Source organism: uncultured Odoribacter sp. (assembly GCF_937966165.1).
Taxonomy (GTDB): domain Bacteria; phylum Bacteroidota; class Bacteroidia; order Bacteroidales; family Marinifilaceae; genus Culturomica.
Genome location: NZ_CALCLB010000016.1, coordinates 222,855 through 247,293, shown reverse-complemented (window position 1 = coordinate 247,293; position 24,439 = coordinate 222,855). Strand labels below are relative to the sequence as shown.

The 24,439-nt window shown below is 41.1% G+C and carries 19 protein-coding genes; 14 read left to right on the top strand and 5 right to left on the bottom strand.

Going from position 1 to position 24,439, the window contains the following annotated elements; all coding sequences use genetic code 11:
• Nucleotides 1–145: 145 nt before the first annotated feature.
• From lpxA to lpxD, 3 genes are all read right to left on the bottom strand, one after another.
• On the bottom strand, nucleotides 146–925 hold the full coding sequence (gene lpxA, locus Q0465_RS07715) for an acyl-ACP--UDP-N-acetylglucosamine O-acyltransferase (RefSeq protein ID WP_298614718.1): 780 nt from the start codon (nucleotides 923–925) through the stop codon (nucleotides 146–148).
• Nucleotides 926–989: 64 nt separating this feature from the next.
• Nucleotides 990–2,387, bottom strand: a complete 1,398-nt coding sequence (locus Q0465_RS07710) for a bifunctional UDP-3-O-[3-hydroxymyristoyl] N-acetylglucosamine deacetylase/3-hydroxyacyl-ACP dehydratase (protein ID WP_298614716.1) — start codon at nucleotides 2,385–2,387, stop codon at nucleotides 990–992.
• Nucleotides 2,387–3,421, bottom strand: a complete 1,035-nt coding sequence (lpxD, locus tag Q0465_RS07705) for a UDP-3-O-(3-hydroxymyristoyl)glucosamine N-acyltransferase (protein WP_298614714.1) — start codon at nucleotides 3,419–3,421, stop codon at nucleotides 2,387–2,389. The genes Q0465_RS07710 and lpxD overlap by 1 nt, the downstream gene beginning before the upstream one ends.
• 499 nt (nucleotides 3,422–3,920) lie before the next feature.
• On the opposite strand from lpxD, the gene rimP reads away from it, so the two are divergent.
• The 9 genes from rimP (at nucleotide 3,921) to Q0465_RS07660 (ending at nucleotide 16,383) form a co-directional block, all read left to right on the top strand.
• Nucleotides 3,921–4,385 (top strand): ribosome assembly cofactor RimP, encoded by a 465-nt coding sequence (rimP, locus tag Q0465_RS07700; protein WP_298614712.1) that lies wholly within the window; start codon nucleotides 3,921–3,923, stop codon nucleotides 4,383–4,385.
• A 44-nt stretch (nucleotides 4,386–4,429) separates the two neighbouring features.
• On the top strand, nucleotides 4,430–5,671 hold the full coding sequence (gene nusA / locus Q0465_RS07695; protein WP_298614710.1) for a transcription termination factor NusA: 1,242 nt from the start codon (nucleotides 4,430–4,432) through the stop codon (nucleotides 5,669–5,671).
• 38 nt (nucleotides 5,672–5,709) lie between these two features.
• Nucleotides 5,710–8,502: a translation initiation factor IF-2 gene (gene infB, locus Q0465_RS07690; protein ID WP_298614707.1), complete on the top strand. Its 2,793-nt coding sequence runs from the start codon at nucleotides 5,710–5,712 to the stop codon at nucleotides 8,500–8,502.
• A 212-nt stretch (nucleotides 8,503–8,714) separates the two neighbouring features.
• Entirely contained in the window at nucleotides 8,715–9,440 is a 726-nt protein-coding gene (locus tag Q0465_RS07685) for a DUF4396 domain-containing protein (RefSeq protein WP_298614704.1), read from the top strand.
• A 111-nt stretch (nucleotides 9,441–9,551) separates the two neighbouring features.
• Nucleotides 9,552–9,935: a methylglyoxal synthase gene (locus tag Q0465_RS07680; protein WP_298614702.1), complete on the top strand. Its 384-nt coding sequence runs from the start codon at nucleotides 9,552–9,554 to the stop codon at nucleotides 9,933–9,935.
• Between the two features lie 105 nt (nucleotides 9,936–10,040).
• Nucleotides 10,041–10,445 (top strand): DUF6769 family protein, encoded by a 405-nt coding sequence (locus tag Q0465_RS07675; protein ID WP_298614700.1) that lies wholly within the window; start codon nucleotides 10,041–10,043, stop codon nucleotides 10,443–10,445.
• A gap of 94 nt (nucleotides 10,446–10,539) precedes the next feature.
• The gene (locus Q0465_RS07670) at nucleotides 10,540–11,769 is read left to right on the top strand and encodes an efflux RND transporter periplasmic adaptor subunit (protein ID WP_298614698.1); all 1,230 of its coding nucleotides are present in this window, start codon (nucleotides 10,540–10,542) and stop codon (nucleotides 11,767–11,769) included.
• Nucleotides 11,770–11,839: 70 nt separating this feature from the next.
• Nucleotides 11,840–14,935, top strand: coding sequence for an efflux RND transporter permease subunit (locus Q0465_RS07665; RefSeq protein WP_298614696.1), 3,096 nt, complete (start codon nucleotides 11,840–11,842; stop codon nucleotides 14,933–14,935).
• A gap of 269 nt (nucleotides 14,936–15,204) precedes the next feature.
• Complete coding sequence (locus Q0465_RS07660) at nucleotides 15,205–16,383, top strand: TolC family protein (RefSeq protein WP_298614694.1); 1,179 nt, start codon at nucleotides 15,205–15,207, stop codon at nucleotides 16,381–16,383.
• 268 nt (nucleotides 16,384–16,651) lie between these two features.
• Here Q0465_RS07660 and Q0465_RS07655 read toward each other — a convergent pair whose 3' ends face one another.
• Nucleotides 16,652–17,002 (bottom strand): tetratricopeptide repeat protein, encoded by a 351-nt coding sequence (locus tag Q0465_RS07655; protein ID WP_298614692.1) that lies wholly within the window; start codon nucleotides 17,000–17,002, stop codon nucleotides 16,652–16,654.
• A 507-nt stretch (nucleotides 17,003–17,509) separates the two neighbouring features.
• Between Q0465_RS07655 and greA the strand changes: the two genes are divergently transcribed.
• The 4 genes from greA (at nucleotide 17,510) to Q0465_RS07635 (ending at nucleotide 19,917) form a co-directional block, all read left to right on the top strand.
• The gene (greA, locus tag Q0465_RS07650) at nucleotides 17,510–17,986 is read left to right on the top strand and encodes a transcription elongation factor GreA (RefSeq protein ID WP_298614690.1); all 477 of its coding nucleotides are present in this window, start codon (nucleotides 17,510–17,512) and stop codon (nucleotides 17,984–17,986) included.
• A 58-nt stretch (nucleotides 17,987–18,044) separates the two neighbouring features.
• Nucleotides 18,045–18,440: an HIT family protein gene (locus Q0465_RS07645; RefSeq protein WP_298614688.1), complete on the top strand. Its 396-nt coding sequence runs from the start codon at nucleotides 18,045–18,047 to the stop codon at nucleotides 18,438–18,440.
• A gap of 282 nt (nucleotides 18,441–18,722) precedes the next feature.
• On the top strand, nucleotides 18,723–19,202 hold the full coding sequence (locus tag Q0465_RS07640) for a PaaI family thioesterase (protein ID WP_298614686.1): 480 nt from the start codon (nucleotides 18,723–18,725) through the stop codon (nucleotides 19,200–19,202).
• A gap of 70 nt (nucleotides 19,203–19,272) precedes the next feature.
• Nucleotides 19,273–19,917: an HAD family hydrolase gene (locus Q0465_RS07635; RefSeq protein WP_298614684.1), complete on the top strand. Its 645-nt coding sequence runs from the start codon at nucleotides 19,273–19,275 to the stop codon at nucleotides 19,915–19,917.
• A gap of 9 nt (nucleotides 19,918–19,926) precedes the next feature.
• On the opposite strand, the gene Q0465_RS07630 is transcribed toward Q0465_RS07635, so the two are convergent.
• Nucleotides 19,927–20,658 (bottom strand): ATP-binding protein, encoded by a 732-nt coding sequence (locus Q0465_RS07630; protein ID WP_298614682.1) that lies wholly within the window; start codon nucleotides 20,656–20,658, stop codon nucleotides 19,927–19,929.
• A gap of 224 nt (nucleotides 20,659–20,882) precedes the next feature.
• On the opposite strand from Q0465_RS07630, the gene Q0465_RS07625 reads away from it, so the two are divergent.
• A complete protein-coding gene (locus Q0465_RS07625) occupies nucleotides 20,883–24,260 on the top strand; it encodes a glycoside hydrolase family 2 TIM barrel-domain containing protein (RefSeq protein ID WP_298614680.1) in 3,378 nt (1,125 codons plus the stop codon).
• The last annotated feature ends 179 nt before the right edge of the window (nucleotides 24,261–24,439 follow it).

Genomic DNA, 24,439 nt, shown 5'->3' with positions numbered 1-24,439 from the left:
CGGACCTTTTTACATTTTTACCTTTAAACACTTGAATTTCTTCCCGTTTAAACTCCTGAACAAATAAACATTTAAGCACTTGAACATTTAAACATAAAAAAACGTCAGAATTTCCATTCTGACGTTTTTATAAATGCTTTTTTTTCTATCCGAGATATCCTTTCATAATTCCCCGTTTGCTATTTCGTACAAACATGATAATTTCATCCCTTTCTTTGGAAGCAGGCATTTCCGCTTCAATTCTCTCTACAGCATCGGAATTATTCAGACCGGATTGATAAAGAATACGGTAAATATCCTGAATTTCATTGATTTTTTCATTTGTAAACTCCCGGCGGCGCAATCCGATAGAGTTAACGCCGGCATACGACAAAGGCAGACGTCCGGCTTTGACATAAGGCGGCACATCTTTTCCAATAAGCGATCCTCCCTGTATCATAACATGCTTTCCGATATGCACAAACTGATGTACAGCTGTCATTCCTCCCAAAATAGCATATTCGTCTATGACCACTTCTCCTGCCAATTGACAGGCATTTGTAATAATACAATTATCGCCTATAGTACAATCATGAGCAATATGTGCATAAGCCATAATCAGGCAATTATTCCCAACCTGGGTAATACCTTTGGCAGCAGTACCCCGGTTCACGGTCACACATTCCCTGATAGTGGTGTTATCACCTATACGTACAATGGATTTTTCTCCTCTGAATTTTAAATCTTGGGGGACAGCTGCGATCACAGCTCCCGGAAATATTTTACAATTCTTACCGATATGGGCTCCTTCCAGAATTGTAACATTCGAACCGATACGTGTACCCTCTTCGATTACAACATTCTTATCTATAGTCACAAAAGGTTCAATCACCACATTGTCTGCAATCTGAGCTTCCGGATGAACGTAAGCTAACGGTTGTTTCATTCGTTTATTATTTAATGATTACTATTTAGTCTGCTATTTATTACTTTAGCCTGCAAATATAATATTAGTTCTTGGTTTTTGCGACCTGAGCCATAAATTCTCCTTCACAAACCAATTTTTTCCCCACATAAGCATATCCTTTCATTGTCACAATTCCCCGTTTTACCGGTGCCAATGTGATTAATTTAAATACAAGAGTATCTCCGGGTACCACTTTTTTCCGGAATTTAACTCCGTCTATTTTCATAAAATAAGTAGAATAATTTTCAGGATCGGGCACCTGATTCAATACCAGGATGCCTCCGCACTGAGACATCGCTTCGACGATAAGTACCCCCGGCATAACCGGTTCCTCCGGGAAATGTCCGACAAAAAAAGGTTCATTCATGGTAACATTTTTACACCCTACCACCATATTATGAGTTACCTTATAAATTTTATCAATCAACAGAAAAGGAGGACGATGCGGTAATAAAGTACGGATCTTATTAATATCCATTAAAGGCTCTGCCATAATATCCACATCTGCCGGATAAGCATCTTCTTTTTCAGCATTCATTACCGCTTTATAAATTTTCTGCGCCATAGCGGCATTTACTTTATGTCCCGGACGTTCTGCTATAATCTTTCCCTTTATAAAACGTCTACACAAAGCCAAATCTCCGATCACATCCAACAATTTATGACGAGCTGGCTCATTATCAAAATACAAATCCAGATTATTCAGTATGCCCTGCTTTACTTCAATCCCCTCGTACCCGAACTGAGCAGAAAGGCGTCTGACTTCTTCCTCGGAAATTTCTTTATCGACAATTACGATAGCATTCTGCAAATCTCCTCCCTTTATCAGATTATTGGCAAAAAGAGCTTCCACTTCCCGTAAAAAAACAAAGGTACGGCAAGGTGCAATCTCCTTTACAAAATCTGTATGAGAATCATAAGTAGCATATTGCATGGACAGATAAGGCGAATCATAAGCTACCACCAAATTTATACTGTATGTCGAATCCGGCAATAAAGTGATCTTACTTTGAGTAGCTTCACAAGCAAATTCCATCTTTTCAGTTACCTCGAAATAGCGGCGGTCTGCTTCCTGCTCCTGCAAGCCCACCTTTTCAATAGATTCCACATAAAAACGGGAACTTCCGTCCAATATGGGAAATTCTTCTCCATCTACTTCTATATCACAATTATCTACTCCACAACCATAAAGAGCTGCCATGGCATGTTCCATTGTGAAAATCTTCACGCCTTCTTTTTCAAGGCAACTAGCCCGGTCCACAAACTGCACATAGGCTGCTAAGGCTGGTATCACCGGTCTCCCCTCCAAATCTGTTCTGATGATCCTGTAACCACAATTTTCCCCAGCCGGTTTAAATGTAACACATACCTCTCTTCCGGTATGCAAACCTTTTCCCCTTAAAGAAAATGCTGCTTTTAATGTATTTTGCTTTACTGACATTATTGTTTTGACTTTAATGTTTGAATATCTTTTTCCATCTCCCGTAGTTGTCCATACAATTCAGGTAATTTTTTGAACAGAACGTAACATTTCTGATACCTGCCTGCCTCAAAAGCCGGCGCCCCCATAATGACTACTCCGTCAGTTACAGAACTGATAATACCAGTCTGCGCTGCTACCCGCACTCCATTTCCAACCTCCAGATGCCCGGCTATTCCGACTTGTCCTCCCAACATACAATTACTGCCGACTTTCGCCGTCCCGGCTATTCCGGTTTGCGCAGCAATCACCGTATTTTCCCCGACAATAACATTGTGTGCTATCTGAATCAGGTTATCGAGCTTTACGCCCGTCTTAATCCGGGTAGACCCCATCGTAGCCCGGTCGATACACACGTTCGCCCCAATCTCTACATTATCCTCAATGACGACATTTCCAATTTGAGAAATCTTATGGTAACCATCCGTCGAAGGTGCAAATCCAAATCCGTCAGCTCCGATAACACTCCCGGCATGAATAGTGCAATTTCTACCGATAATACAACCGTAATAGACCTTTACTCCCATGTATAAAACCGTATTGTCCCCGATACTTACGCCATCTCCGATATAGACATGGGGATAAATCCTGACATTGTTTCCGATTTTTACATTTTTCCCTATATATGCAAAAGCGCCGATATAAGGTTTCTCTCCTATAACGGCGTTTTCAGAAATATATGAAGGCTGTTCAATTCCAACCGGCTGCGGACGCATATTCTCATACATTTTTAACAATATAGCTATCGCGTCATAAGCCGAATCCACCCGAATCAATGTACAGGATAGAGGCTTTACCGGTATAAAATCCCGGTTAACTAAAACGACAGACGCTTCTGTCGTATATATAAAATGTTCGTATTTCGGATTAGCTAAAAAAGCCAATGTATGCGGTTTCCCTTCTTCAATTTTTGAAACATTATTCACCGTTACTTCCGGATTTCCTTCCACAACACCATTCAGTAAAACCGCAATATCTTTTGCTTTAAATTCCATAAAATTAAAATTTCGGCAAACTTACAAATTTTATTCGTAACTCAATAAGTTTATTACAAATATGTTTCTTTTTTATCTGAACCCTCCAACTATAATGAATTATTTTTCAATAATTTATCTTTTTTTCCGATCTTCTTAAAACAATCATTAATAAAAGGCCATCTCCTGCCAAAATTCTTCCGAAGCAAAAAGGAATTCAAGAAAAATTCAAGAAAGTAAAATTCAAAAACAATCAACTGTTTTCCTGTTCCAAAAGAAAAAATAATCATGTTCCACTTTCCATTTAAAACGTTTCTACCGGTTTCTATTTTCTTACTTTTGAGCTTTTTCAAAAAATAGTATCACAAAAATCCTTTTTTAGGGAGTTAATATTTTGTTTTTCAATATTTAGTATTATCTTTGTGACCGAATTAGTAATACTAAGGGAGGGGACGAAGGCGTCCCCTTTTCTTATGAACTTATTCGGACCCGTGTGCATCGGCCATAAAGGAAAGGAAACATGAAAACGGCAGAAGAAATTAAAAATATTGTAGAAAATTTACTGGAAGGAACGGATTTATTTTTCGTAGATCTCCACCTCTCGAAAAACAATGTGATAGAACTGTTTATTGATTCTCCCCAAGGGGTAGACATCAGTACCTGTAGCCGAATAAGCCGGGAATTGGAAACTTGTTTAAACCGGGAAGAAGAAGATTTTGAATTGACTGTATCCAGCGCAGGAATCGGTTATCCATTCAAAGTGCCGGGCCAATATATAAAGAACATTGGCAAAAAGGTAAGCGTAAAATTGACAGATTCTTCCCGTATAGAAGGAATATTGCAATCTTATACGCCCTCGGAAATTATACTGGAATGTGAAGAAAAGCGTTCTATAGAAGGCAAAAAGAAAAAGGAAACCGTAAAAGTAAAAAAACAAATTCAGACAGAGGACATTAAGGAAATAAAAGATATTGTAAGCTTTTAAGATGATAAAGAAATTAGGTAAAAATATAAAACTGAAAAGTTCAAATGGAAAATATTAATTTAGTTGAATCATTTGCTGAATTTAAAGAATTCAAAAATATCGATAGGGCAACATTGATGAGCGTACTGGAAGATATTTTCAGGAATATGCTTTTGAAAAGATATGGCACGGACGAAAACTTTGATATCATCATCAATATTGATAAAGGGGATTTAGAAATCTGGAGAAACAGAACCGTAGTCGAAGACAGTAATTTACAGAACCCCAACACAGAAATTGCTTTAAGTGAAGCTAAAAAAATCGACGCAGATTACGAAATTGGAGAAGAAGTGACGGATGAAGTAAAATTGAAGGATTTCGGGAGGCGTTCCGTATTGGCTTTACGTCAGAATTTATCCGCCCGGATTCTGGAATTGGAAAAAGACAATGTTTACAACAATTATAAAGACCGGGTAGGTCAGATTATTTTAGGAGAAGTATATCAGGTATGGAAAAAGGAAATGTTGGTATTAGACGACGAAGGCAATGAACTGATACTTCCGAAACAGGAACAGATTCCGACAGATTTTTTCAAGAAAGGAGATACCATTAAAGCCGTGGTCATCCGGGTAGAAATGAGAAATGCCAATCCTTATATTATTCTTTCGAGGACTTCTCCGGTTTTTCTGGAAAGATTGTTTGAAAACGAAGTACCTGAAATTTTCGACGGACTTATCACTATTAAAAATGTAGTAAGGGCTCCCGGAGAAAGGGCAAAAGTAGCTGTGGAATCCTATGACGACCGGATTGACCCGGTAGGAGCTTGCGTTGGAATGAAAGGCTCCCGCATTCATGGGATTGTCCGGGAATTACGCAATGAAAATATAGATGTCATCAATTATACCAATAATATTCAGCTCTATATCACCCGGGCACTGAATCCGGCTAAGATTAAGAATATTGAAATTGATGAGAAAAATAAAAAGGCAAACGTATACCTGAATCCCGAAGAAGTATCCCTTGCTATTGGTAAAGGCGGTTTAAATATCAAATTAGCCAGTCAGTTAACAGGGTATGAAATTGATGTCTATAGAGAATTCGCTGCATCGGAGACAGAAGAAGATGTAAATCTGGATGAATTCGAAGACGAAATCGAACCGTGGATCATAGACGAATTAAAACGGGTAGGATGCGATACGGCAAAAAGTGTTCTTGAATTAAGTGAAACAGAACTTGAAAAGAGAACAGATCTCGAAATTGAAACGATCCGGGAAGTTTTGAGCATCTTAAAAGCAGAATTTGAATAAACCGGAAAGCAACAAACTGTAAAAATTAAAATCTCTATATGCCAGTAAGATTAAGTAAAATAGCCAGAGAATTTAACGTAGGACTTTCTACCATTGTAGAATTCCTGCATCAAAAAGGGATTAAGATCTCTTCTGACCCCAACGCCAAACTCTCTGAAGAAGATTACGCCCTGGTGGCCAAAGAATTTTCTTCTGATAGTGAGGTAAAAAAAGAATCCACTATGGTGGATTTAAAAAATACCAGAAAGAAGAAAGAAACCGTGTCGATAGACAATATGGGAAACATACAGGAAAAAAATGAGGAGGACGAATTTATTTCTGTAAAAGACGAAGTTAAACTGGAAAATAACATTAATATCAAGGTCATTGACCGTATTGACCTGAATCATCCCAATAAAGCGGTTAAAGAAGTACAACCTCAGGCTCAACCCCAACCCATAAAGGAAAAAGAAAAAGTAAAAGAAGTGGAAGAAGAAAAACAAACCCCTCTTCCGCAATCCAAACTTCCGGAAGAACCTGTAAAGAAGGCAGAGATACTCACTCCTCCTGCCGCCCAGGAAGAAAAAAAAGAAACGGAAAAAACATTTAAAATTGTCCAGCCGGCCGTAAAGGATGTAAAAGTGGTGGGTTCTATTGACCTGGATTCCATCAATCAACGTACCCGTCCGCCAAAGAAAAGCAAACAGGAAAAAGAAAGAGACCGGAAAGAATTCAGAAAAAATAACCGGCCTGCTTTACCTGTAAAAGAAAACAACGATACCGAACCGAAAGATACCGTAGAAGATGAATCGGATGTACGGAAAAAGCGGAAAAGAATACACCGTCCGGAGGAAAAAGTACAAGTCGCTCCTGTAGACAAAAATGCTAAAATTGAAGAAAATAAGAAAAAACTGAAAAAGCTGAAGAAGCGGAAACAGGAAAAGTCTGAGATAACAGATGAAGATGTTGAAAAACAAATAAAGGATACTTTCGCCCGCCTGGGAAATAAAGGGAAGTCCACGACATCTAAACACCGTCGGGACAAACGGGATGCCGTACAACAAAAAATGCAAGCGGAGATAGAACAGGAAGAGAAAGAGAAAAATATCCTGAAATTGACCGAATTTGTCACAGTTGCAGAATTGGCGACCATGATGAATACTCCGGTAACGGATATTATTTCAGCTTGTATGAGTTTAGGGCTCTTTGTTTCCATCAATCAACGTCTGGACGCCGAAACCATCAATTTAGTAGCAGATGAATTCGGATTTTCAGTGGAATTTGTAAGCGTGGATATTCAGGAAGCCATAGAAGATGAGACCGATTCGGAAGAGAATTTGTTGCCCCGTCCGCCTATTGTTACTGTAATGGGACATGTGGACCATGGAAAGACTTCTTTACTGGACCACATTCGTAATACAAACGTCATCGCCGGAGAAGCAGGAGGGATCACCCAACATATCGGGGCATACAATGTAAAACTGGCGGATGGACGGGCCGTAACTTTCCTGGATACTCCCGGACATGAAGCCTTTACCGCCATGCGAGCCCGCGGTGCACAGGTAACGGACATTGCGATCATCATCATTGCTGCAGACGATAATGTCATGCCGCAGACGATAGAAGCAATCAACCATGCCAGCGCAGCCGGTGTACCGATTGTTTTTGCCATCAATAAAATCGATAAACCCGGAGCAAATCCCGATAAAATCCGGGAAGAACTCGCCAATATGAATTATCTGGTAGAAGAATGGGGAGGAAAATACCAATGTCAGGAAATTGCAGCTAAAAAAGGATTACACATAGACGAATTGTTGGAAAAAGTGTTACTTGAAGCAGAATTGCTGGACCTGAAAGCCAATCCGCATAAAAAGGCTATCGGCTCTATTATTGAGTCTTCCCTGGATAAAGGAAGAGGATATGTCGCCACTGTACTGGTACAATCCGGTACTTTAAAAGTGGGAGATGTCGTTTTAGCGGGTCAGTATTACGGACACGTGAAAGCCATGTTCAATGAAAGGGGTATAAAACTGGAAAAAGCCGGGCCTTCTGAGCCTGCCCTGATTCTGGGATTAAACGGAGCTCCTCAGGCAGGCGATAAATTCAATGTAATGAGCAACGAAAAAGAAGCCCGTTTGCTGGCCAATAAACGGGAACAATTACAACGGGAACAAGGTTTAAGGACCCAGAAACACATTACATTGGATGAAATCGGAAGACGCATTGCCATCGGAAACTTCCAGGAACTCAATATCATTGTCAAAGGCGATGTAGACGGTTCAATTGAAGCTTTATCCGATTCGTTGATTAAGCTTTCTACGGATGAAATCCAGGTAAACGTCATACACAAAGCTGTAGGTCAGATTTCAGAAGGCGACGTCATGCTGGCAGCAGCTTCCAATGCTATTATCGTCGGTTTCCAGGTACGTCCTTCTATGGGAGCCCGTAAACTGGCAGAAAAAGAGCAGATCGATATCCGCCTGTATTCTATTATTTACACCGCTATAGAAGAGATAAAAGCAGCCATGGAAGGTATGTTATCTCCGGAAATTAAAGAAGAGATCGTAGCTACGGTGGAAGTACTGGAAACATTCAAAATTTCGAAAGTCGGTACCATTGCGGGCTGTGTCGTCCGGGAAGGCAAGATTTCCCGTTCTTCTAAAATACGGGTAATCCGGGATGGAATTGTTGTCTATTCCGGCGAATTAGGTTCTCTAAAACGCTTTAAAGACGACGTAAAAGAAGTCTCCAAAGGTTTTGAATGCGGCCTGAATATTGCGAACTACAACGACCTCCGGATCGGTGATATGGTTGAAGCTTATGAAGAAGTAGAAGTGAAGAAAACACTTTAAATTTTATAGAAAAGCTAAAAAGCAGCGTCCGGGAAAACTGTTATTGGAGTCAGGAACCGATGCTTCCCAAGAGAAGCCAGGTTACAAAATACCTTTATTCCATGCCGTTTTTCCGGACGCTCGTTTTTTGTCCGTATTTATCCTCTCAGCGCCCTTCACAAAGTTTTTCTCCCGAACTTTTTCCTTCCGATCCCGTTACAAAAACAAAAAAGATGATACTATTCAAACTCATTTCTCTGTTTTTTGTTATTTCCGGTATCATTATAGCCCTTATTATTTATCTTGACATCCGGAAGCACAGGCAACCGATGAAAATTATGGAAGCCGTATGGCCTCTCTCCGGGCTTTGGGGAAGCTGGCTGGTACTTTGGGCTTATTATCGTTTAGGCAGGACTCAAGCTGTAATGCAGATGGACGGCCCGATGAAAAGCAACAGGCATACAGATAGTCAAGCCGGAACGACTCCGATGCAGATGCCGGATCATTCACATCCGGACTGGCAACAGGTTACGCTTTCTACTCTCCATTGCGGAGCCGGTTGTACACTGGCTGATCTTGTCGGAGAAGGATTCACTTTTTTTATCCCTATTTTTATAGGAGGAAGTACACTGGCCGGGCAATGGGTACTCGATTATATACTCGCTCTTTTCTTCGGCATATTTTTCCAATACGCTGCTATCCGTTCCATGGAACCTCTCTCTGTAAAACAAACCATACAAAAAGCCCTAAAAGCTGATTTTCTTTCTTTGACGGCCTGGCAAGCCGGAATGTACGGCTGGATGGCAATCGTCATGTTCGGCATTTTTTCAGCCGCTCCTTTTCAGAAAACTACTTTTGAATACTGGTTTATGATGCAAATTGCCATGTGCGCCGGTTTTCTGACCTCCTTTCCGGTAAACCGGTTCCTCATCAGAAAAGGCATTAAGCACGGTATGTAAGCTTATATTTTCCCTTTATCTACAGTTTGTTTTCTTGTCAACCGTTTTACTATACTGATTTTTTTCGTACTTTCGTTTCCTGATTTATAAACCATAAAACTTATTCGAATTATGAAAATTGCTGTTATTGCCCACGATGGGAAAAAAGCAGAAATGGTCGCTTTCCTGAACAGGCATATGGATTTTCTGAAATCTGTAGGAACGGAAATCGTAGCCACCGGAACAACCGGTAAGCACGCCCAGGACGCAGGTTTAGAAGTAGAAAGGCTATTATCCGGCCCTCTGGGAGGAGACGCGCAGATTGCTGCCCTGGTAGCAGAGCACAAAGTACAGATGGTAATCTTTTTCCGTGATCCCCTGGGAAAACACCCGCACGAACCGGATGTACAAATGCTAATGCGGGTTTGCGATGTACACAACATCCCCATAGCAACCAACCCCGCTACTGCCGAAATGATGATTCAGGGTTTTTTAGACTGTCATTCACCCCAGTAAAACGGCAAACTGTTACAAAGCCTTCAGGCTCTGTAACATTGATTTCAAATGGAAACCTTTGCATATATTCCAGGATTAGTTATATTTGCATATTCTTTGGAAGACATGAGGAAAAAATTAACCAACATATTACCCCTTTATCTGGCTTGCTCCATTCTGCTGGTATTCGTTGTTTTCCCTCACCACCATCACGATAATTTTATCTGTTTCAGCACACAGCATTGTAATATTTCAGCACATACGGAAGAGAGAAGCTCTTCCGTTCCGCATACCCATAATGCAGGTTGCGTCACACAATTATTACAAACACAACCGACAGAATCTTCCCGCCAGCAAATGGACGAAGGGAACAGTCTGCCTTCTTTCCATATTTGGGGAATTATAGCTGAAAATATTTATCTGAGTATTTTTAAAACAGAAGTCTGTCCTTTTCCGGAAGCTCCCGACGAAGTCCTGCCTCTGCTCTTTTTTACTTCCTCAAAAACCAGCCGGGCCCCTCCCGTTTGTTAAGTAAATCCTGATCCGGCCTTGGCCGAATCTCCGTCCGTCCGAATACAGGCGGAAGGATGTTTATTACCGATCTATTTACTTAACATTATTGAATATGAGAACAATTTTATTTTTCCTTATTTCCTTATCCTTATTTTTATACGGCTGTAAGAACCATACCCCCCATTCCGCAAAAGATCACCGGCAAGAAAGTGCAGAAGAGCACGCACGCCACGATCATGAAGCGGAAGATCACGACCATGAAGCAGAAGGGGAAGAACACGATCACGACCACAACCTTTCAGACAAGGACAAGCATGCGGACGAAATCATTTTCACAAAAGCCCAGGCTGCAAAAACGGAATTTGAAGTGAAAGAAATACAACCGGCCACCTTTCACGGCGTAATCAAAACCAGCGGCCAGATCCTGCCGGCCCCGGGAGATGAATCCGTAATCGTAGCCACAGCAAACGGTATTGTTACATACAATCGCAAAATCACAGAAGGAACCGCTGTAAATAAAAATCAAACCCTTTTCCACATTTCTTCCAAACATTTGGGAGAAGGAGATTATTATTCGAAGGTAAAAGCCAACTATGAAAAAGCAAAATCCGAATACGAACGGGCCCGGTCTTTGGTAAAAGACAAAATTATATCCCAACGGGAATATGAAGCAAGTCGCCTGGATTACGAAAATGCAAAAATTGCTTTCGAAGCCATTTCCGATAAACAAACGGTCAATGGTATAGGAGTTACCTCTCCTCTAAACGGACATTTGAAAAATATTCTGGTGAAAGAAGGAGAGTATATCACTATAGGACAACCCCTTGCCACCGTATCCCAAAATAAAAAACTGATTTTAAAAGCTGAAGTATCCGAAAAATACTACAACAGGTTAAACAGCATCCGGAGTGCTAATTTTAAAACGCCTTACGATAACAAAGTATATGTTTTATCCGATTTAAACGGGAAATTACTTTCCATCGGTAAAGCTTCTGCCAATGATGCCTTCCATATCCCCGTCAGCTTTGAATTTGATAACAAAGGAGAAGTCATTCCCGGTTCGTTCGCCGAAATCTACCTCATTTCGGCTCCCATAGAGGATGCAATTACCCTACCGCTTTCCGCCCTGACCAATGAAATGGGTTTGTTTTACGTCTACGTGCAACTGGACGAAGAAGGCTATCGCAAGCAGGAAGTCAGTTTGGGAATGAACGATGGGAAACAAGTGCAGATTTTAAAAGGCCTGCATCCGGGAGAAAGAGTAGTGACCAAAGGAGCTTATCAGGTAAAGATGGCATCCGCTTCCGGAACGATTCCCCACGGCCACAGTCATGAACATTAACGGAGAAAAACTCTTTTTAAAGCGGAAAACCGATCTCATTTTTATACCTATACTTTTTATCGAATGAATTATGCTGAATAAAATCATACAATATTCTTTACACAACCGGCTACTGATTATTATCGCAGCCGTAACGCTTCTTCTCTGGGGGAGCTATACCGCTTCCCGTATGGAAGTAGACGTATTTCCGGATTTGAATGCCCCTACAGTAGTAGTTATGACAGAAGCCCAGGGAATGGCACCTGAAGAAGTCGAACGTCTGGTAACTTTCCCGGTAGAAACAGCTGTAAACGGAGCTACGGACGTCCGTCGTGTCCGCTCCTCCTCTACCACAGGGTTCTCGGTAGTATGGGTGGAATTTGACTGGGGTACAAATATCTATACGGCCCGGCAAATTGTATCCGAAAAATTAGCTACTCTGGGAGACGCCCTGCCTTCCAATGTCGGCCAACCCACCCTGGGCCCCCAATCTTCCATTCTGGGAGAGATGATGATTATCAGTCTGACAGCCGATTCCACCTCTCTTCAAGACTTGCGGACCATTGCGGACTGGACCATCCGTCCCCGCCTCCTTTCCACAGGAGGAGTTGCTCAGGTGGCAGTAATCGGAGGAGATATCAAAGAATATCAAATTTTGCTTGATCCTGCCCGTATGAAACACTACAACATCGCCCTGGATGAAATCCTGCCTGTGCTTGAAAATATGAACCAGAATTCGACAGGAGGCATCCTATACGAATATGGAAACGAATACATTATTCAGGGGATACTGGCCACAACTCATTTGGAAGAATTGGGCAAAGCCGTTGTCAAAACGGTCAACGATGTACCCATTCTCATTTCAGACATAGCTACCGTACAAATCGGTGCTAAAACGCCGAAACTGGGAGTAGCTTCTGAAAAAGGGAAACCTGCCGTATTGGTAACCGTCACGAAACAACCTTCTACCAATACCCTGGAATTGACCGATAAATTAGACCTATCTTTACAGGAACTGCAAAAGACACTACCTGCAGATGTACATATTTCTACCGACATTTTCCGTCAATCCCGTTTTATCAGCAGTTCCATCGATAATATACAGAAAGCCCTATTTGAAGGAGCCATATTCGTCATTATCGTCCTGTTCTTTTTCCTGATGAACTTCCGGACAACCATTATCTCGCTGGTGGCCCTGCCCCTATCTTTACTGGTTGCCATACTCGTATTGCACGCTCTGGGACTAACCATTAACACGATGAGCCTGGGGGGACTGGCTATTGCCATCGGATCGCTTGTAGACGATGCCATCGTAGATGTAGAAAACGTCTATAAACGGCTACGGGAAAACCACCTACTTCCCGCGGAACAACGGAAGGCAACACTGGAAGTTGTTTTCGAAGCTTCCAAAGAAGTACGGATGCCGATACTCAATTCGACTCTCATTATCATTGCTTGTTTCTTACCGCTCTTCTTCCTTTCAGGCATGGAAGGACGTATGCTAATCCCACTGGGTATTGCTTTTATCGTAGCTCTTTTTGCCTCCACAATCGTTGCTTTAACCCTGACTCCGGTAATGAGCAGCTATATGCTGACCACCAAAAAAGCGTTGAAAAAAAGCGAAAAGGAACCTTATGTATCCCGTATACTCAAAAAAGGGTACAAAAGTGCCTTATCCAAAGCACTAACCCACAAAAAAACGATTCTGGGAATTACAGGGGGCTTATTTATTTTTTCACTGATCGTTATGTTGGGCCTGGGGCGGAGCTTCTTACCGCCGTTCAACGAAGGTTCTCTCACGATCAATATCAGTACAATGCCGGGCATCTCACTGGAAGAATCAGACCGCATGGGAGCAATAACTGAAAAAATATTGATGGATATCCCGGAAATTCAGACCGTTGCCCGGAAAACAGGAAGAGCCGAACTGGATGAACATGCTTTAGGAGTGAATGTTTCCGAAATTGAAGCCCCTTTTGTCCTGGATAAAAGAAACCGGGACGAGTTTCTGGCAGATGTGCGGCAGCAACTGGGGACATTGAAAGGAGTAAATGTAGAAATCGGACAACCGATTTCCCACCGGATCGATGCCATGCTATCCGGAACAAAAGCTAATATTGCCATTAAATTATTCGGGAACGATCTGAATAAATTATTCAATATCGGTACTCAAATAAAACAAGCGATTCAAAATATTGACGGGGTTGCCGACTTAAATGTGGAACAACAAATTGAACGTCCTCAGCTGCAAATCACGCCCAAACGGGACATATTGGCAAAATACGGTATCACACTGCCGCAGTTTTCGGAGTTCATCAATGTAGCTCTTTCCGGACAAGTTGTCTCCCAAGTCAATGAAGGGGGGAAAGTATTCGATCTAACGGTTAAAATCAACGATGTCAACCGGGAGAATATGGAAGCAATCGGAAATCTGATGCTGAATGCCAATGGCAAAAATATTCCCCTTCACTATGTAGCTGAAATCCTGCCGCTGAGTGGTCCCAATACGATCAGCCGGGAAAATGTACAGCGGAAAATTGTCGTATCAGCCAACGTGGCCGGCAGGGATTTAAAAGGTGTCGTCAATGATATTCAAAAAGAAATCGGAGAAAAGATAATCCTTCCGGAAGGATATCATATCGAATACGGAGGTCAGTTTGAAAGCGAACAGGCAGCTTCCCGTATCCTCTTTCTAACCTCTTTAATCTCTTTATTGATTATTTTCCTTATTCTGTACCATGAATTCCGGAATCTCTCTCTATCCGGTATCATCATGCTGAATTTACCGCTAGCTATCATCGGAGGGATTATCAGTATCTGGATCACTTCCGGGGTCATCAGTATTCCGGCTATTATCGGTTTTATCTCTTTATTCGGTATAGCAACCCGGAATGGAATATTATTGGTATCCCATTATAATCAGTTACGTTCAGAAGGTTTATCCCTAAAAGAAAGCATCCTTCAAGGGTCCCTGGACCGTTTAAATCCGATCCTCATGACGGCTCTGACTTCTGCCCTCGCCCTGATTCCCCTTGCCGTAGGAGGGAATTTACCGGGCAATGAAATACAAAGTCCGATGGCACAGGTGATCTTAGGCGGACTTCTCAGTTCCACCCTACTGAATGGCTTTGTTATACCGGTCGTGTACCAGCTATTAAACCGGAAAAAAGAAATCGTCCGGGAATAAAACAGGGAGAAAAACAGAGAAAAACATGGATTAAAACTATAAAAATGAAGACATCTTCCTTCTTTTGATATTTATCCGGCAGGGGTCCGGTCCTACAACAGAACCTGCTTAAAACCGGCATTCAGTATATTTCACTTCAATTCTTCGCTTATCAAAAAAGGGAAAGAAGCAAGAGTTAAAAATATACAAAAATAATCAAACAGGAAAAGAAACCTTTCGGGCAAAATGTCTCATTAACACAAAAATTATCAATTATGAAAAGAAATTATATGAAAAAGTATTTATACGGAGGTATGTTACTTGTTCTGAATATTTATCCGGTATGTGCGCAATCAGATCTGAATCAGATACTGGAAAGCATTGCCCTCAACAATAAAACCCTGAAGGCGGGAAGTCATCTGATGGAGGCTCAGAAACTGGAAGCTAATACAGGAAAATATTTAGCTAACCCGACCATTGAATTCAATCAATTGTGGGGAGATAAAAATACAAAGGGTAATATCAATGAGATGGCTGTCGTACAATCTTTTGATTTTCCGAGTGTATATGCACATAAAAATAAACTGGCTCACTTAAAATCAGCTACTTACGATTTACAGTATGCAACAGGACGCCAACAAATTTTACTCACAGCTCAACAAACCTGTCTGGAAATTATCTATTTACGGAAACAACAAAAATTACTGAATGAAAGAGTAGAGAATGTACAAAGATTATCCGGTTTATATCAAAAGCGTCTGGAAGAAGGAGATGCAAATCAATTGGATATTAACAAGATCCGTTTGGAACTTTTGAACATCCAAAACAGTTCCCGTCTCAATAAAACTGCTTTAAAAGCCAAACTCGAACAGCTCCAGATCCTAAACGGAGGTCTGCCGCTTGAATTTCAGGATACCACCTATCCCAACTGGCTTTTACCTGCTTATCCGCAGCTAGAAGCTGAATACCTGGCCATTGATCCGAATTTAAAAAATTTAACCGGCCAAGCTGAAATTGCAGGACGGGAAATTCGCCTGAGCCGGGCCCAGTCACTTCCTAAATTCGATTTGGGTTACCGAAGAAACGGAGGCAGTGATGAGACCTTAAACGGTTTTGTCATCGGTCTTTCTATCCCCCTCTTCGAAAACAAAAATACCGTCCGGAAAGCCAAAGCCCAATTCGAATATTCCAGTGCCCTTTTAGAAGACAATACCCAAAACCTGAAATCGGGCCTGCAACAACTTTATGAAAAGGCCTTAGCATTGGACATTTCCTGTAAAGAATACGCGACAATTCTGTCCGGACAACACAGTGTTGAACTTCTAAACAAAGCACTTGCAGCCGGACAAATTTCAATGATCGATTATTTTGCAGAAATAACCACTTTATACGACAGTCAGGAAAATTACCTGACGGTAGAACGGGATTATTACGACACAATCAGCCAACTACTTCAGTATAAATTATAAAAAGAAACAAACATAAGAAAGGCTAATCTAAAAATTTACTTTTTCAGCTTACGGATCGTCAGTTCCGTTTAAAAGCAAATAAATGTTTCGCTGCTGAATGAAACTCCAGTTCCGGTAAAAGATTTCACCCGGGATTCCGGTTTCATTCAGCAGTGAAATTGATCCGGAAACAAATCAGGAGAATTATTTCATTGATCCGGAAACGACAGAGATTTTTATTTCACTTGAAGAAAATCCCTCGTTATCCTCTCCCTAACAGTTCTCAACTTTACAAAGAACGGATATCGACTTCAGCATCCGCATCCAGTAAACGCTTTGCGATAAGCAGATCCTTTTTTACCCCTTCTCCTCTATAGTACATTAAAGCCAAACAGCAACGGGCCCTCATTTCTTTTTTTTCTGCCGCCATCTTATAATAAACCAAAGCCTTTTCAAAATTTACCGATGTACCCAGACCGTAATGATACATATTTCCCAACATAAAAAAGACGGAAGGATCTTTCGTTTCAGCTAATTCCAAATAAAGCCGGAATGCCATCTCATAACTGCCCCGGTTATAAAATTTTTCCGCTTCAGCCTTTTTAGGACAGAAAGTTAAATTATTTTCATCCTTTTCCATGGGAAACTGCAAATTATAAGAGGTAAAACCGACTTTGCTTCACACACAAAACGTCGTTTATTTTGGTCAAAAATAAAAAAAAATTACTTCGCTTTTACTCAATAAAGTTGTTTTTTTTTAATTCATTATCAATTCGTTTCGAATGAATATTTTATCCATTTCTCCCAGCGGTTTTTACATAAAATAAACGGACGTTATTCAGTCGCATAACTTATTGATAGAAATATAATTGTAAGATTATACGTTTATTCTGAAAAGAATTTATTTCTTAATTCTAATCAAAACTATATCTGTTGTTTACCTTATTTTTACACGGGAAAAGAAAGAGACTGAAAACGTTTGAATAAAAAAACTAAAAAATTTTTTTTATTCCGGAGAAATTTATATTTTTGTATCGGAGGTGAGGATTCCCAATTATAGGAATTCTTTTTTAGATAAAAGGCACTTATTGGAGGATAAGTGTCATTTATTTTTTTTATGTATTAACTAGAGCCTAAATTATATATTATGAGTGGAAAAGTATCTTACGTAACGAAAGAGGGTTTAAAAAAGCTCCAGGACGAGCTTGACAGACTCCAAAATGTGGAAAGAGCTAAAATATCCAAAGCTATTGGAGAAGCCATTGAAAAAGGTGATATCTCAGAAAATGCGGAATACGATGCAGCTAAAGATGCTCAGGGCCTGTTAGAAGCCAAAATAGCTCAATTACAGGATACAATTGCCAGTTGCCGGGTTATTGACGAATCCCAATTGGATACTTCTAAAGTACAAATGCTGAATAAAGTCACCATAAAGAATATCAAAACAGGAGTAACAATGGCTTATACGTTAGTGTCCGAGACAGAGGCGGATTTTAAAGCCGGTAAATTGTCTATACATACTCCTATAGCCCAGGCTTTAGTTGGTAAAAAGATAGGCGATAAAGTCACCGTAAAAGTTCCGGCCGGAGAAATGGAATTTGAAATTTTAGATATTACCCTCTAGTTCAAAAAGGGAAAGAATATCTTAGACAATAAAATGACCGATTCAAAAAATAAAAAAGATGGCCTCTATTTTCACCAAAATAATCCAGGGAGAAATTCCCTCTTATAAAGTAGCCGAATCTGAAAAATTTTATGCTTTCCTGGATATTGCTCCATTGCAAAAAGGACATACTCTAGTTGTTCCCAAACGGGAAGAAGACTATATTTTTGACTTGAAGGACGAGGAATTAGCGGAAATGATGGTTTTTGCAAAAAAAGTAGCAAAAGCCATTCAAAAAAGTGTTCCCTGTCAGCGGATCGGCATAGCAGTATTAGGATTGGATGTGCCTCATGCCCACATTCATTTAGTACCCCTCCAAAATGGGAATGATTTGAATTTTTCCAATCCGAAAAAGGATTTCTCCAAAGCGGAAATGCAGGCATGCGCTGACTTGATCGCTTCGAATTTAGCATAAATTACGGAAAAGACCGGAATTATTTTTTCCGAACATACCTTTCCGGAAGACACTTCTGAATGAACAGCATTCCTGCCTGATCCCTACTTATCTGACAAATCGCTGATTAACGAACCTGCAATGCCCTCTCTAAATCAGGCATTTCCGTTCCGTTAATCAGCAGAATTTAAACCGATTTCCACAGAAAATATCAATCTTTCTCTCCCAAGGCCATCCTTAGGGAGATATTTCTTATTTTTCAGAAATATATTAATTTTATCCGCTGAAATAAAGCGTGAAATTATGAAAAAGCGTGAAATGTATAATGCTTATGCAGACTTAGAAGGATATAACTGTTTTGGATGCTCTCCCACAAACCCTTACGGACTAAAATGCAAATTTGTCGATGAGGGAGACTACATTAGCTGTCGTTGGATGCCTTCTGAAAATTATCAGGGTTTCTTTCACGTCTTACACGGAGGAATACAAGCTACACTGATCGATGAAATCGCAAGCTGGGCCATATTCTCTTACGCCAAAACAGCAGGAGTTACAACCGGGATGGAGATAAAATACCGGAAACCGGTATATACAAACAAAGGCGAAATTACGTTAAGGGCAAAAACTGTAAAAACAGAAAAACGCTTCGTCACAGCTCATGTGGAATTATTTAATGCGGCAGGAGAACTGGCTACCGAAGCGGAAGTCATATATATGATTTATCCCGAAGAAATCGCAAAGCGAAAACTGGATTGGCCGGGAGTCGAGGCTTTTTATAAATAGGATATGCCTGTAAAGGCTGAATGGAAAGTGAAGCGCTAACACAACGAAATAATCAGATATCTGGGCAAAAATGAAAAAATATAAAAATGTAGTCTGGGATTGGAACGGAACCTTATTAAATGATGTAAATACAGGGGTTAATACCCTGAACCGCATGCTCGAAAAAAGAGGACTTCCAACCCTCAGCTTAGCCACCTACCGGGACGTATTTGGTTTTCCTGTAGAAGATTTTTACCGTAAAGTAGGATTTGACCTTCAACAAGAAAGTTTACACGAAATTTCAGTAGATTTTGTAGAGACTTATGATCTCTGTGCCAAGGGAATTTGCCTGAATCCGGGAGTTACGGATACATTGCGTCAAATTCAGCATTTGGGGATAAAACAATATATTCTGTCTGCTTTACGGGAAGATCTGTTGAAACAGATGGTAACCGATTTCCATATTCAGGATTTTTTTTACCAGGTATGCGGTTCAGACAATATATACGCCTCCGGAAAAGTCGAACGGGGGAAACAGATGGTTGATAAATATCACCTTTGCCCTGCAGAAACCCTGATGATAGGGGATACCATTCACGATGCGGAAGTTGCAAAGGCTCTGGGATTTGATGTACTCTTATATACAGGGGGACATAATAGCTCCGGCCGGCTGGCTGAAACGGCAAAAATAATCTCTCAGATGGACCAAATCCCGGAACTGTTATACTCCAACTGAGCCCTCCGCTCAAGGCAAATACTCCTGTTGTATATTTTTCATAGCTGCAAATAAATTATTCCGTACACAAGGAGAAAAAGTTTCCAGTTCCTGAAGCAGGCGCCGCACAGTATCCCGGTTTGTAGCATGCTCATGAGGACAACACTTTTTTTGTTTCCGAAAATTCCGGTAAACGGCATAGCGGGCCGTTTCTTCGTTGGTGATATAAATAAAAGGACGAATCAAAGTAAAGGTACCGTTAAACATAGTCAATCGGGGAGGCATACTGGCTATCGTCCCGTTAAACATCATACTCATCAGCAAACTCTCTACGGCATCATCCCGATGATGTCCCAATGCCAGTTTTTTACACCCTAATTCCTTTGCGATTTCAAATAAAGCTTTCCGCCTGTTCCAGGAACACACAAAACAAGCCGGTTTCCCGGAATTTTCTTTTACCTCGGTATTTACAGTCCTTACCACCAATTCTACCCCCAAGTGATCGCATAATTCCCGTATATAAGTGTGATCCGTTTCATAAACAACATTTTCAACGGCAATATGGGCAGCGACGACAGTGTAATTGTTTTTCGGATCCCTGGCCCTCAAGGCCAGTACTTCCAGCAAAGCCAAAGAATCCTTTCCTCCCGAAACCCCCACCAATATCTTCTCTCCCTCCTCCATCATCTGATAATCGTATATTGCTTTACCGGCTTTCCGGAAAAATTCCCGCATAAATAGCTTTTCTTCTTTGTTTCCCATAATCGATCTAAATAATTAATTTCCGGCTTTCCACTTTTTCAATCTGCAAAAATAAGCGGAATTCTTTTTTTTAAAGTTTTTTACTTTGTAAAATATTTCACTATCTTCGTCTCTGTCATCTCGCAGGGAGACAGCTGATTATTTTACGGGGTTCAGGACAGAGGCGTAAGCAATCCAAAAGTGTTGTCAAAATTAAATGTTATTATAATCAACCGATCAATTTCATGAAAAAAATCCTATTTTTTATCGTATGTGCCTTTTGCGTACAGCAAACGACAGCCCAAAACAAACCTTACTGGCAAGATGTTCAGACGGTAGCCGTCAATAAAGAATATCCCCGCTCTTCTTTTATGACTTATGAGAGCCGTGAAAATGCCCTGAAATCAGATTACTCTTCCAGCAAGTTTTACAAACTGCTAAACGGAACATGGAAATTCTATTTCGTTGATTCTTACAAAGATCTTCCGGAAAACATTACGGATCCGTCACTTTCTACAGACCGCTGGCATGATATCCAGGTACCGGGGAACTGGGAAGTACAAGGATATGGAGTAGCTATTTACACGAATCACGGATACGAATTCAAACCCCGTAAACCACAGCCTCCGACTTTACCGGAAGCCAATCCCGTCGGAGTATACCGCCGGGATATTGAAATCCCTGCCGACTGGATGAACAGAGATATTTTCCTGAACATCGACGGCGCCAAATCCGGTGTATACGTTTATATTAACGGACAGGAAGTAGGTTATAGTGAAGATTCAAAAAATACGGCAGAATTCCGCATTAACCCTTATGTTCAAGCCGGTAAAAACGTCCTGACCCTGAAAATCTACCGCTGGAGTACCGGCTCTTACCTCGAATGTCAGGATTTTTGGCGGATCAGCGGGATCGAAAGGGATATTTATCTTTGGTCACAACCTAAAACGGCCCTCCAAGACTTTCGGGTCATTTCTACCCTAGACGGACAATATAAAGACGGAATATTTGCTTTGAGCATGGATTTACGTAACAGCAGTTCCCAGCCCGCACAACTAACAGCTCTTTACGAATTATTGGACAGTAAGGGAAAAACTGTTGCTTCTTCCTCTAAAAACATAAATGTAGAAGCTGGAAGTGTCAAAACAGTGGATTTCCAAAAGACTTTACCCCACGTAGATACCTGGACTTCCGAAAATCCCCGGCTTTATCAATTATTGATGATCCTGCAAAAAGAAGGAGAGACTCTTGAAGTCGTCCCCTTTAAAGTCGGATTCCGGAAATTTGAAATCCGTGAAATTGCAGAAAAAGACGTTAACGGACGTCCTTATACGGTATTGATGGTAAACGGACAACCCATTAAATTAAAAGGAGTCAATATACACGAACACGACCCCCTTACCGGCCATTATGTAACCGAAGAATTGATGCGGAAGGATTTTGAACTGATGAAACAAAATAACCTGAACGCTGTCCGTCTTTGTCACTATCCGCAAAGCCGCCGTTTTTACGAACTATGTGACGAATATGGTTTATATGTATACGACGAAGCAAATATAGAATCCCACGGGATGTATTACGATTTACGCAAGGGAGGAACTTTGGGTAATAATCCGGAATGGCTGAAAGCCCACATGGACCGGACGATCAATATGTATGAACGAAACAAAAATTTTCCCAGTGTCACCATTTGGTCGCTCGGAAATGAAGCTGGAAACGGATATAATTTTTATCAGACTTATCTGTGGATAAAAGACCGGGAAAAAGACGGTATGAATCGGCCTGTATGTTACGAACGTGCTCTGTGGGAGTGGAATACAGACATGTATGTGCCTCAGTATCCCGGTGCCAAATGGTTGGAACACATCGGGCAAAACGGCAGTGACCGCCCGGTCGTTCCCTCAGAATATTCCCATGCTATGGGAAATTCTTCCGGAAACCTTTGGGACCAATGGCAAGCTATTTACAAATACCCGAACTTACAGGGAGGTTTTATCTGGGACTGGGTAGACCAAGGTATCTGGGTGAATAAAGACGGCGGTTACTGGGCTTATGGCGGGGACTTCGGGAAAAATGCCCCCAGTGACGGAAATTTCCTGATCAATGGTATTGTCAATCCGGACCGGGATCCGCATCCGGCAATGGCCGAAGTGAAATATGTACACCAAAATATTGCTTTTTCCACACCGGCAAATGCGCTCTCCTCCGGAGAGACAACATCCACATTGAAAAGTTTTCCGGTGGATATTACAAACCGTTTTTATTTCACTGATCTTTCACCGTATAGAATTAAATATACGGTGACGGCAAATGGCAAAAAAATCTCTGAAAAAGAACTTTCTCTAAAATTGGCCCCGCAACAGACGGAAAGAGTAAACATTCCTCTTGCATTGAGAGCAGCCAAGGGAATGGAATATTATCTTAATTTTTATGTATATAACCGGAATGCAGAGCCGGGCATTCCGGCCGGCAGTCTGATAGCACAAGAACAATTCCAACTTCCGAATCCTTTAAAAGCCTTACATTACGCACCTAAAGGAGGTCCTAAACTAAAAACGGTAACTGAAGGAAATAATCTGATTGCAACATCTCCTCAGGTAAATTTTGTGTTTAACAAGCAGAATGGACTAGTAACTTCCTATCGTTTCAAAGGAACGGAATATTTTCCTGAAGGCTTCGGAATCCAGCCAAACTTCTGGCGGGCTCCTACGGATAACGATTATGGTAACGGGGCACCTACCCGTTTACAAGTGTGGAAACAATCCAGTAAAAATTTCCATGTGACGGATGCTACTATTTCCGAAGAAGGAAATGCTGCCGTTATTAAAGCTACCTATCTTTTAGCTGCCGGAAATTTATATATCGTTCACTATAAAATTTTCCCCGACGGAGTTGTAAAAGTGAACGCAGAATTTACGTCCACCTCTATGGAAGAAGCTCCTACAGAGATTTCAGAAGCTACCCGTACGGCTACCTTCAGCCCGGAAGTAAAAGCGGCCCGTGAACTGACATCCAAATTGGAAGTACCCCGTATCGGAGTACGGTTCCGCTTACCGGTCCTGTTCAACCAGATACAATATTTCGGACGCGGTCCGGAAGAAAATTACCTGGACCGGAATGCAGGCACCTTAGTAGGACTCTATCAATCCACAGCCGAAGAACTTTATTATCCTTACGTGCGTCCCCAGGAAAACGGTCATCATACCGATACCCGCTGGCTGGCATTAACGGCAACTGATGGAAAGGGGCTATTGATCAAAGCTGACAGTACAATCGGATTTAATGCCCTGAGGAACGCAATTGAAGATTTTGACTCGGAAGAAGCACTTCCTCACGATTACCAATGGTCCAATTTCACTCCGGAAGAGGTGGCAAACCACAATCCGGAACTGGCTAAAAATAAACTGAGAAGAATGCACCATATTAACGACATAAAACCCCGCAATTACGTTGAAGTATGTGTAGACATGAAACAGCAGGGAGTTGCCGGGTATAGTAGTTGGGGAGCCCGCCCGGAAGCCGGTTACAATATTCCGGCCAATCAGGATTATAAATGGGGATTTACTTTAGTACCCCTCTCCGGTAGTTCGGAAATAATCTCTAAATCCAGAATAAATTATTAAACCTTTTATCTTTCAGTGTAAAAGTTTAGATCAACAAGGTATACAAAAAGTCCGGAATCGGTTTTTAGAAAAATGATATCGGATGCCTGATCAGGCATTTCAATTCCATTCATCAGCTTCCTTCAGGAAACCCGAATCAATTCTCTAAAAACCGATTCCGGATATTCATTTACATTCCG

Bases quoted from the DNA above. Each gene is read 5' to 3' on its own strand.
- lpxA (WP_298614718.1), bottom strand. From the start codon at position 925: ATGAAACAACCGTTAGCTTACGTTCATCCGGAAGCTCAGATTGCAGAC.
- Q0465_RS07710 (WP_298614716.1), bottom strand. From the start codon at position 2,387: ATGTCAGTAAAGCAAAATACATTAAAAGCAGCATTTTCTTTAAGGGGA.
- lpxD (WP_298614714.1), bottom strand. From the start codon at position 3,421: ATGGAATTTAAAGCAAAAGATATTGCGGTTTTACTGAATGGTGTTGTG.
- rimP (WP_298614712.1), top strand. From the start codon at position 3,921: ATGAAAACGGCAGAAGAAATTAAAAATATTGTAGAAAATTTACTGGAA.
- nusA (WP_298614710.1), top strand. From the start codon at position 4,430: ATGGAAAATATTAATTTAGTTGAATCATTTGCTGAATTTAAAGAATTC.
- infB (WP_298614707.1), top strand. From the start codon at position 5,710: ATGCCAGTAAGATTAAGTAAAATAGCCAGAGAATTTAACGTAGGACTT.
- Q0465_RS07685 (WP_298614704.1), top strand. From the start codon at position 8,715: ATGATACTATTCAAACTCATTTCTCTGTTTTTTGTTATTTCCGGTATC.
- Q0465_RS07680 (WP_298614702.1), top strand. From the start codon at position 9,552: ATGAAAATTGCTGTTATTGCCCACGATGGGAAAAAAGCAGAAATGGTC.
- Q0465_RS07675 (WP_298614700.1), top strand. From the start codon at position 10,041: ATGAGGAAAAAATTAACCAACATATTACCCCTTTATCTGGCTTGCTCC.
- Q0465_RS07670 (WP_298614698.1), top strand. From the start codon at position 10,540: ATGAGAACAATTTTATTTTTCCTTATTTCCTTATCCTTATTTTTATAC.
- Q0465_RS07665 (WP_298614696.1), top strand. From the start codon at position 11,840: ATGCTGAATAAAATCATACAATATTCTTTACACAACCGGCTACTGATT.
- Q0465_RS07660 (WP_298614694.1), top strand. From the start codon at position 15,205: ATGAAAAAGTATTTATACGGAGGTATGTTACTTGTTCTGAATATTTAT.
- Q0465_RS07655 (WP_298614692.1), bottom strand. From the start codon at position 17,002: ATGGAAAAGGATGAAAATAATTTAACTTTCTGTCCTAAAAAGGCTGAA.
- greA (WP_298614690.1), top strand. From the start codon at position 17,510: ATGAGTGGAAAAGTATCTTACGTAACGAAAGAGGGTTTAAAAAAGCTC.
- Q0465_RS07645 (WP_298614688.1), top strand. From the start codon at position 18,045: ATGGCCTCTATTTTCACCAAAATAATCCAGGGAGAAATTCCCTCTTAT.
- Q0465_RS07640 (WP_298614686.1), top strand. From the start codon at position 18,723: ATGAAAAAGCGTGAAATGTATAATGCTTATGCAGACTTAGAAGGATAT.
- Q0465_RS07635 (WP_298614684.1), top strand. From the start codon at position 19,273: ATGAAAAAATATAAAAATGTAGTCTGGGATTGGAACGGAACCTTATTA.
- Q0465_RS07630 (WP_298614682.1), bottom strand. From the start codon at position 20,658: ATGGGAAACAAAGAAGAAAAGCTATTTATGCGGGAATTTTTCCGGAAA.
- Q0465_RS07625 (WP_298614680.1), top strand. From the start codon at position 20,883: ATGAAAAAAATCCTATTTTTTATCGTATGTGCCTTTTGCGTACAGCAA.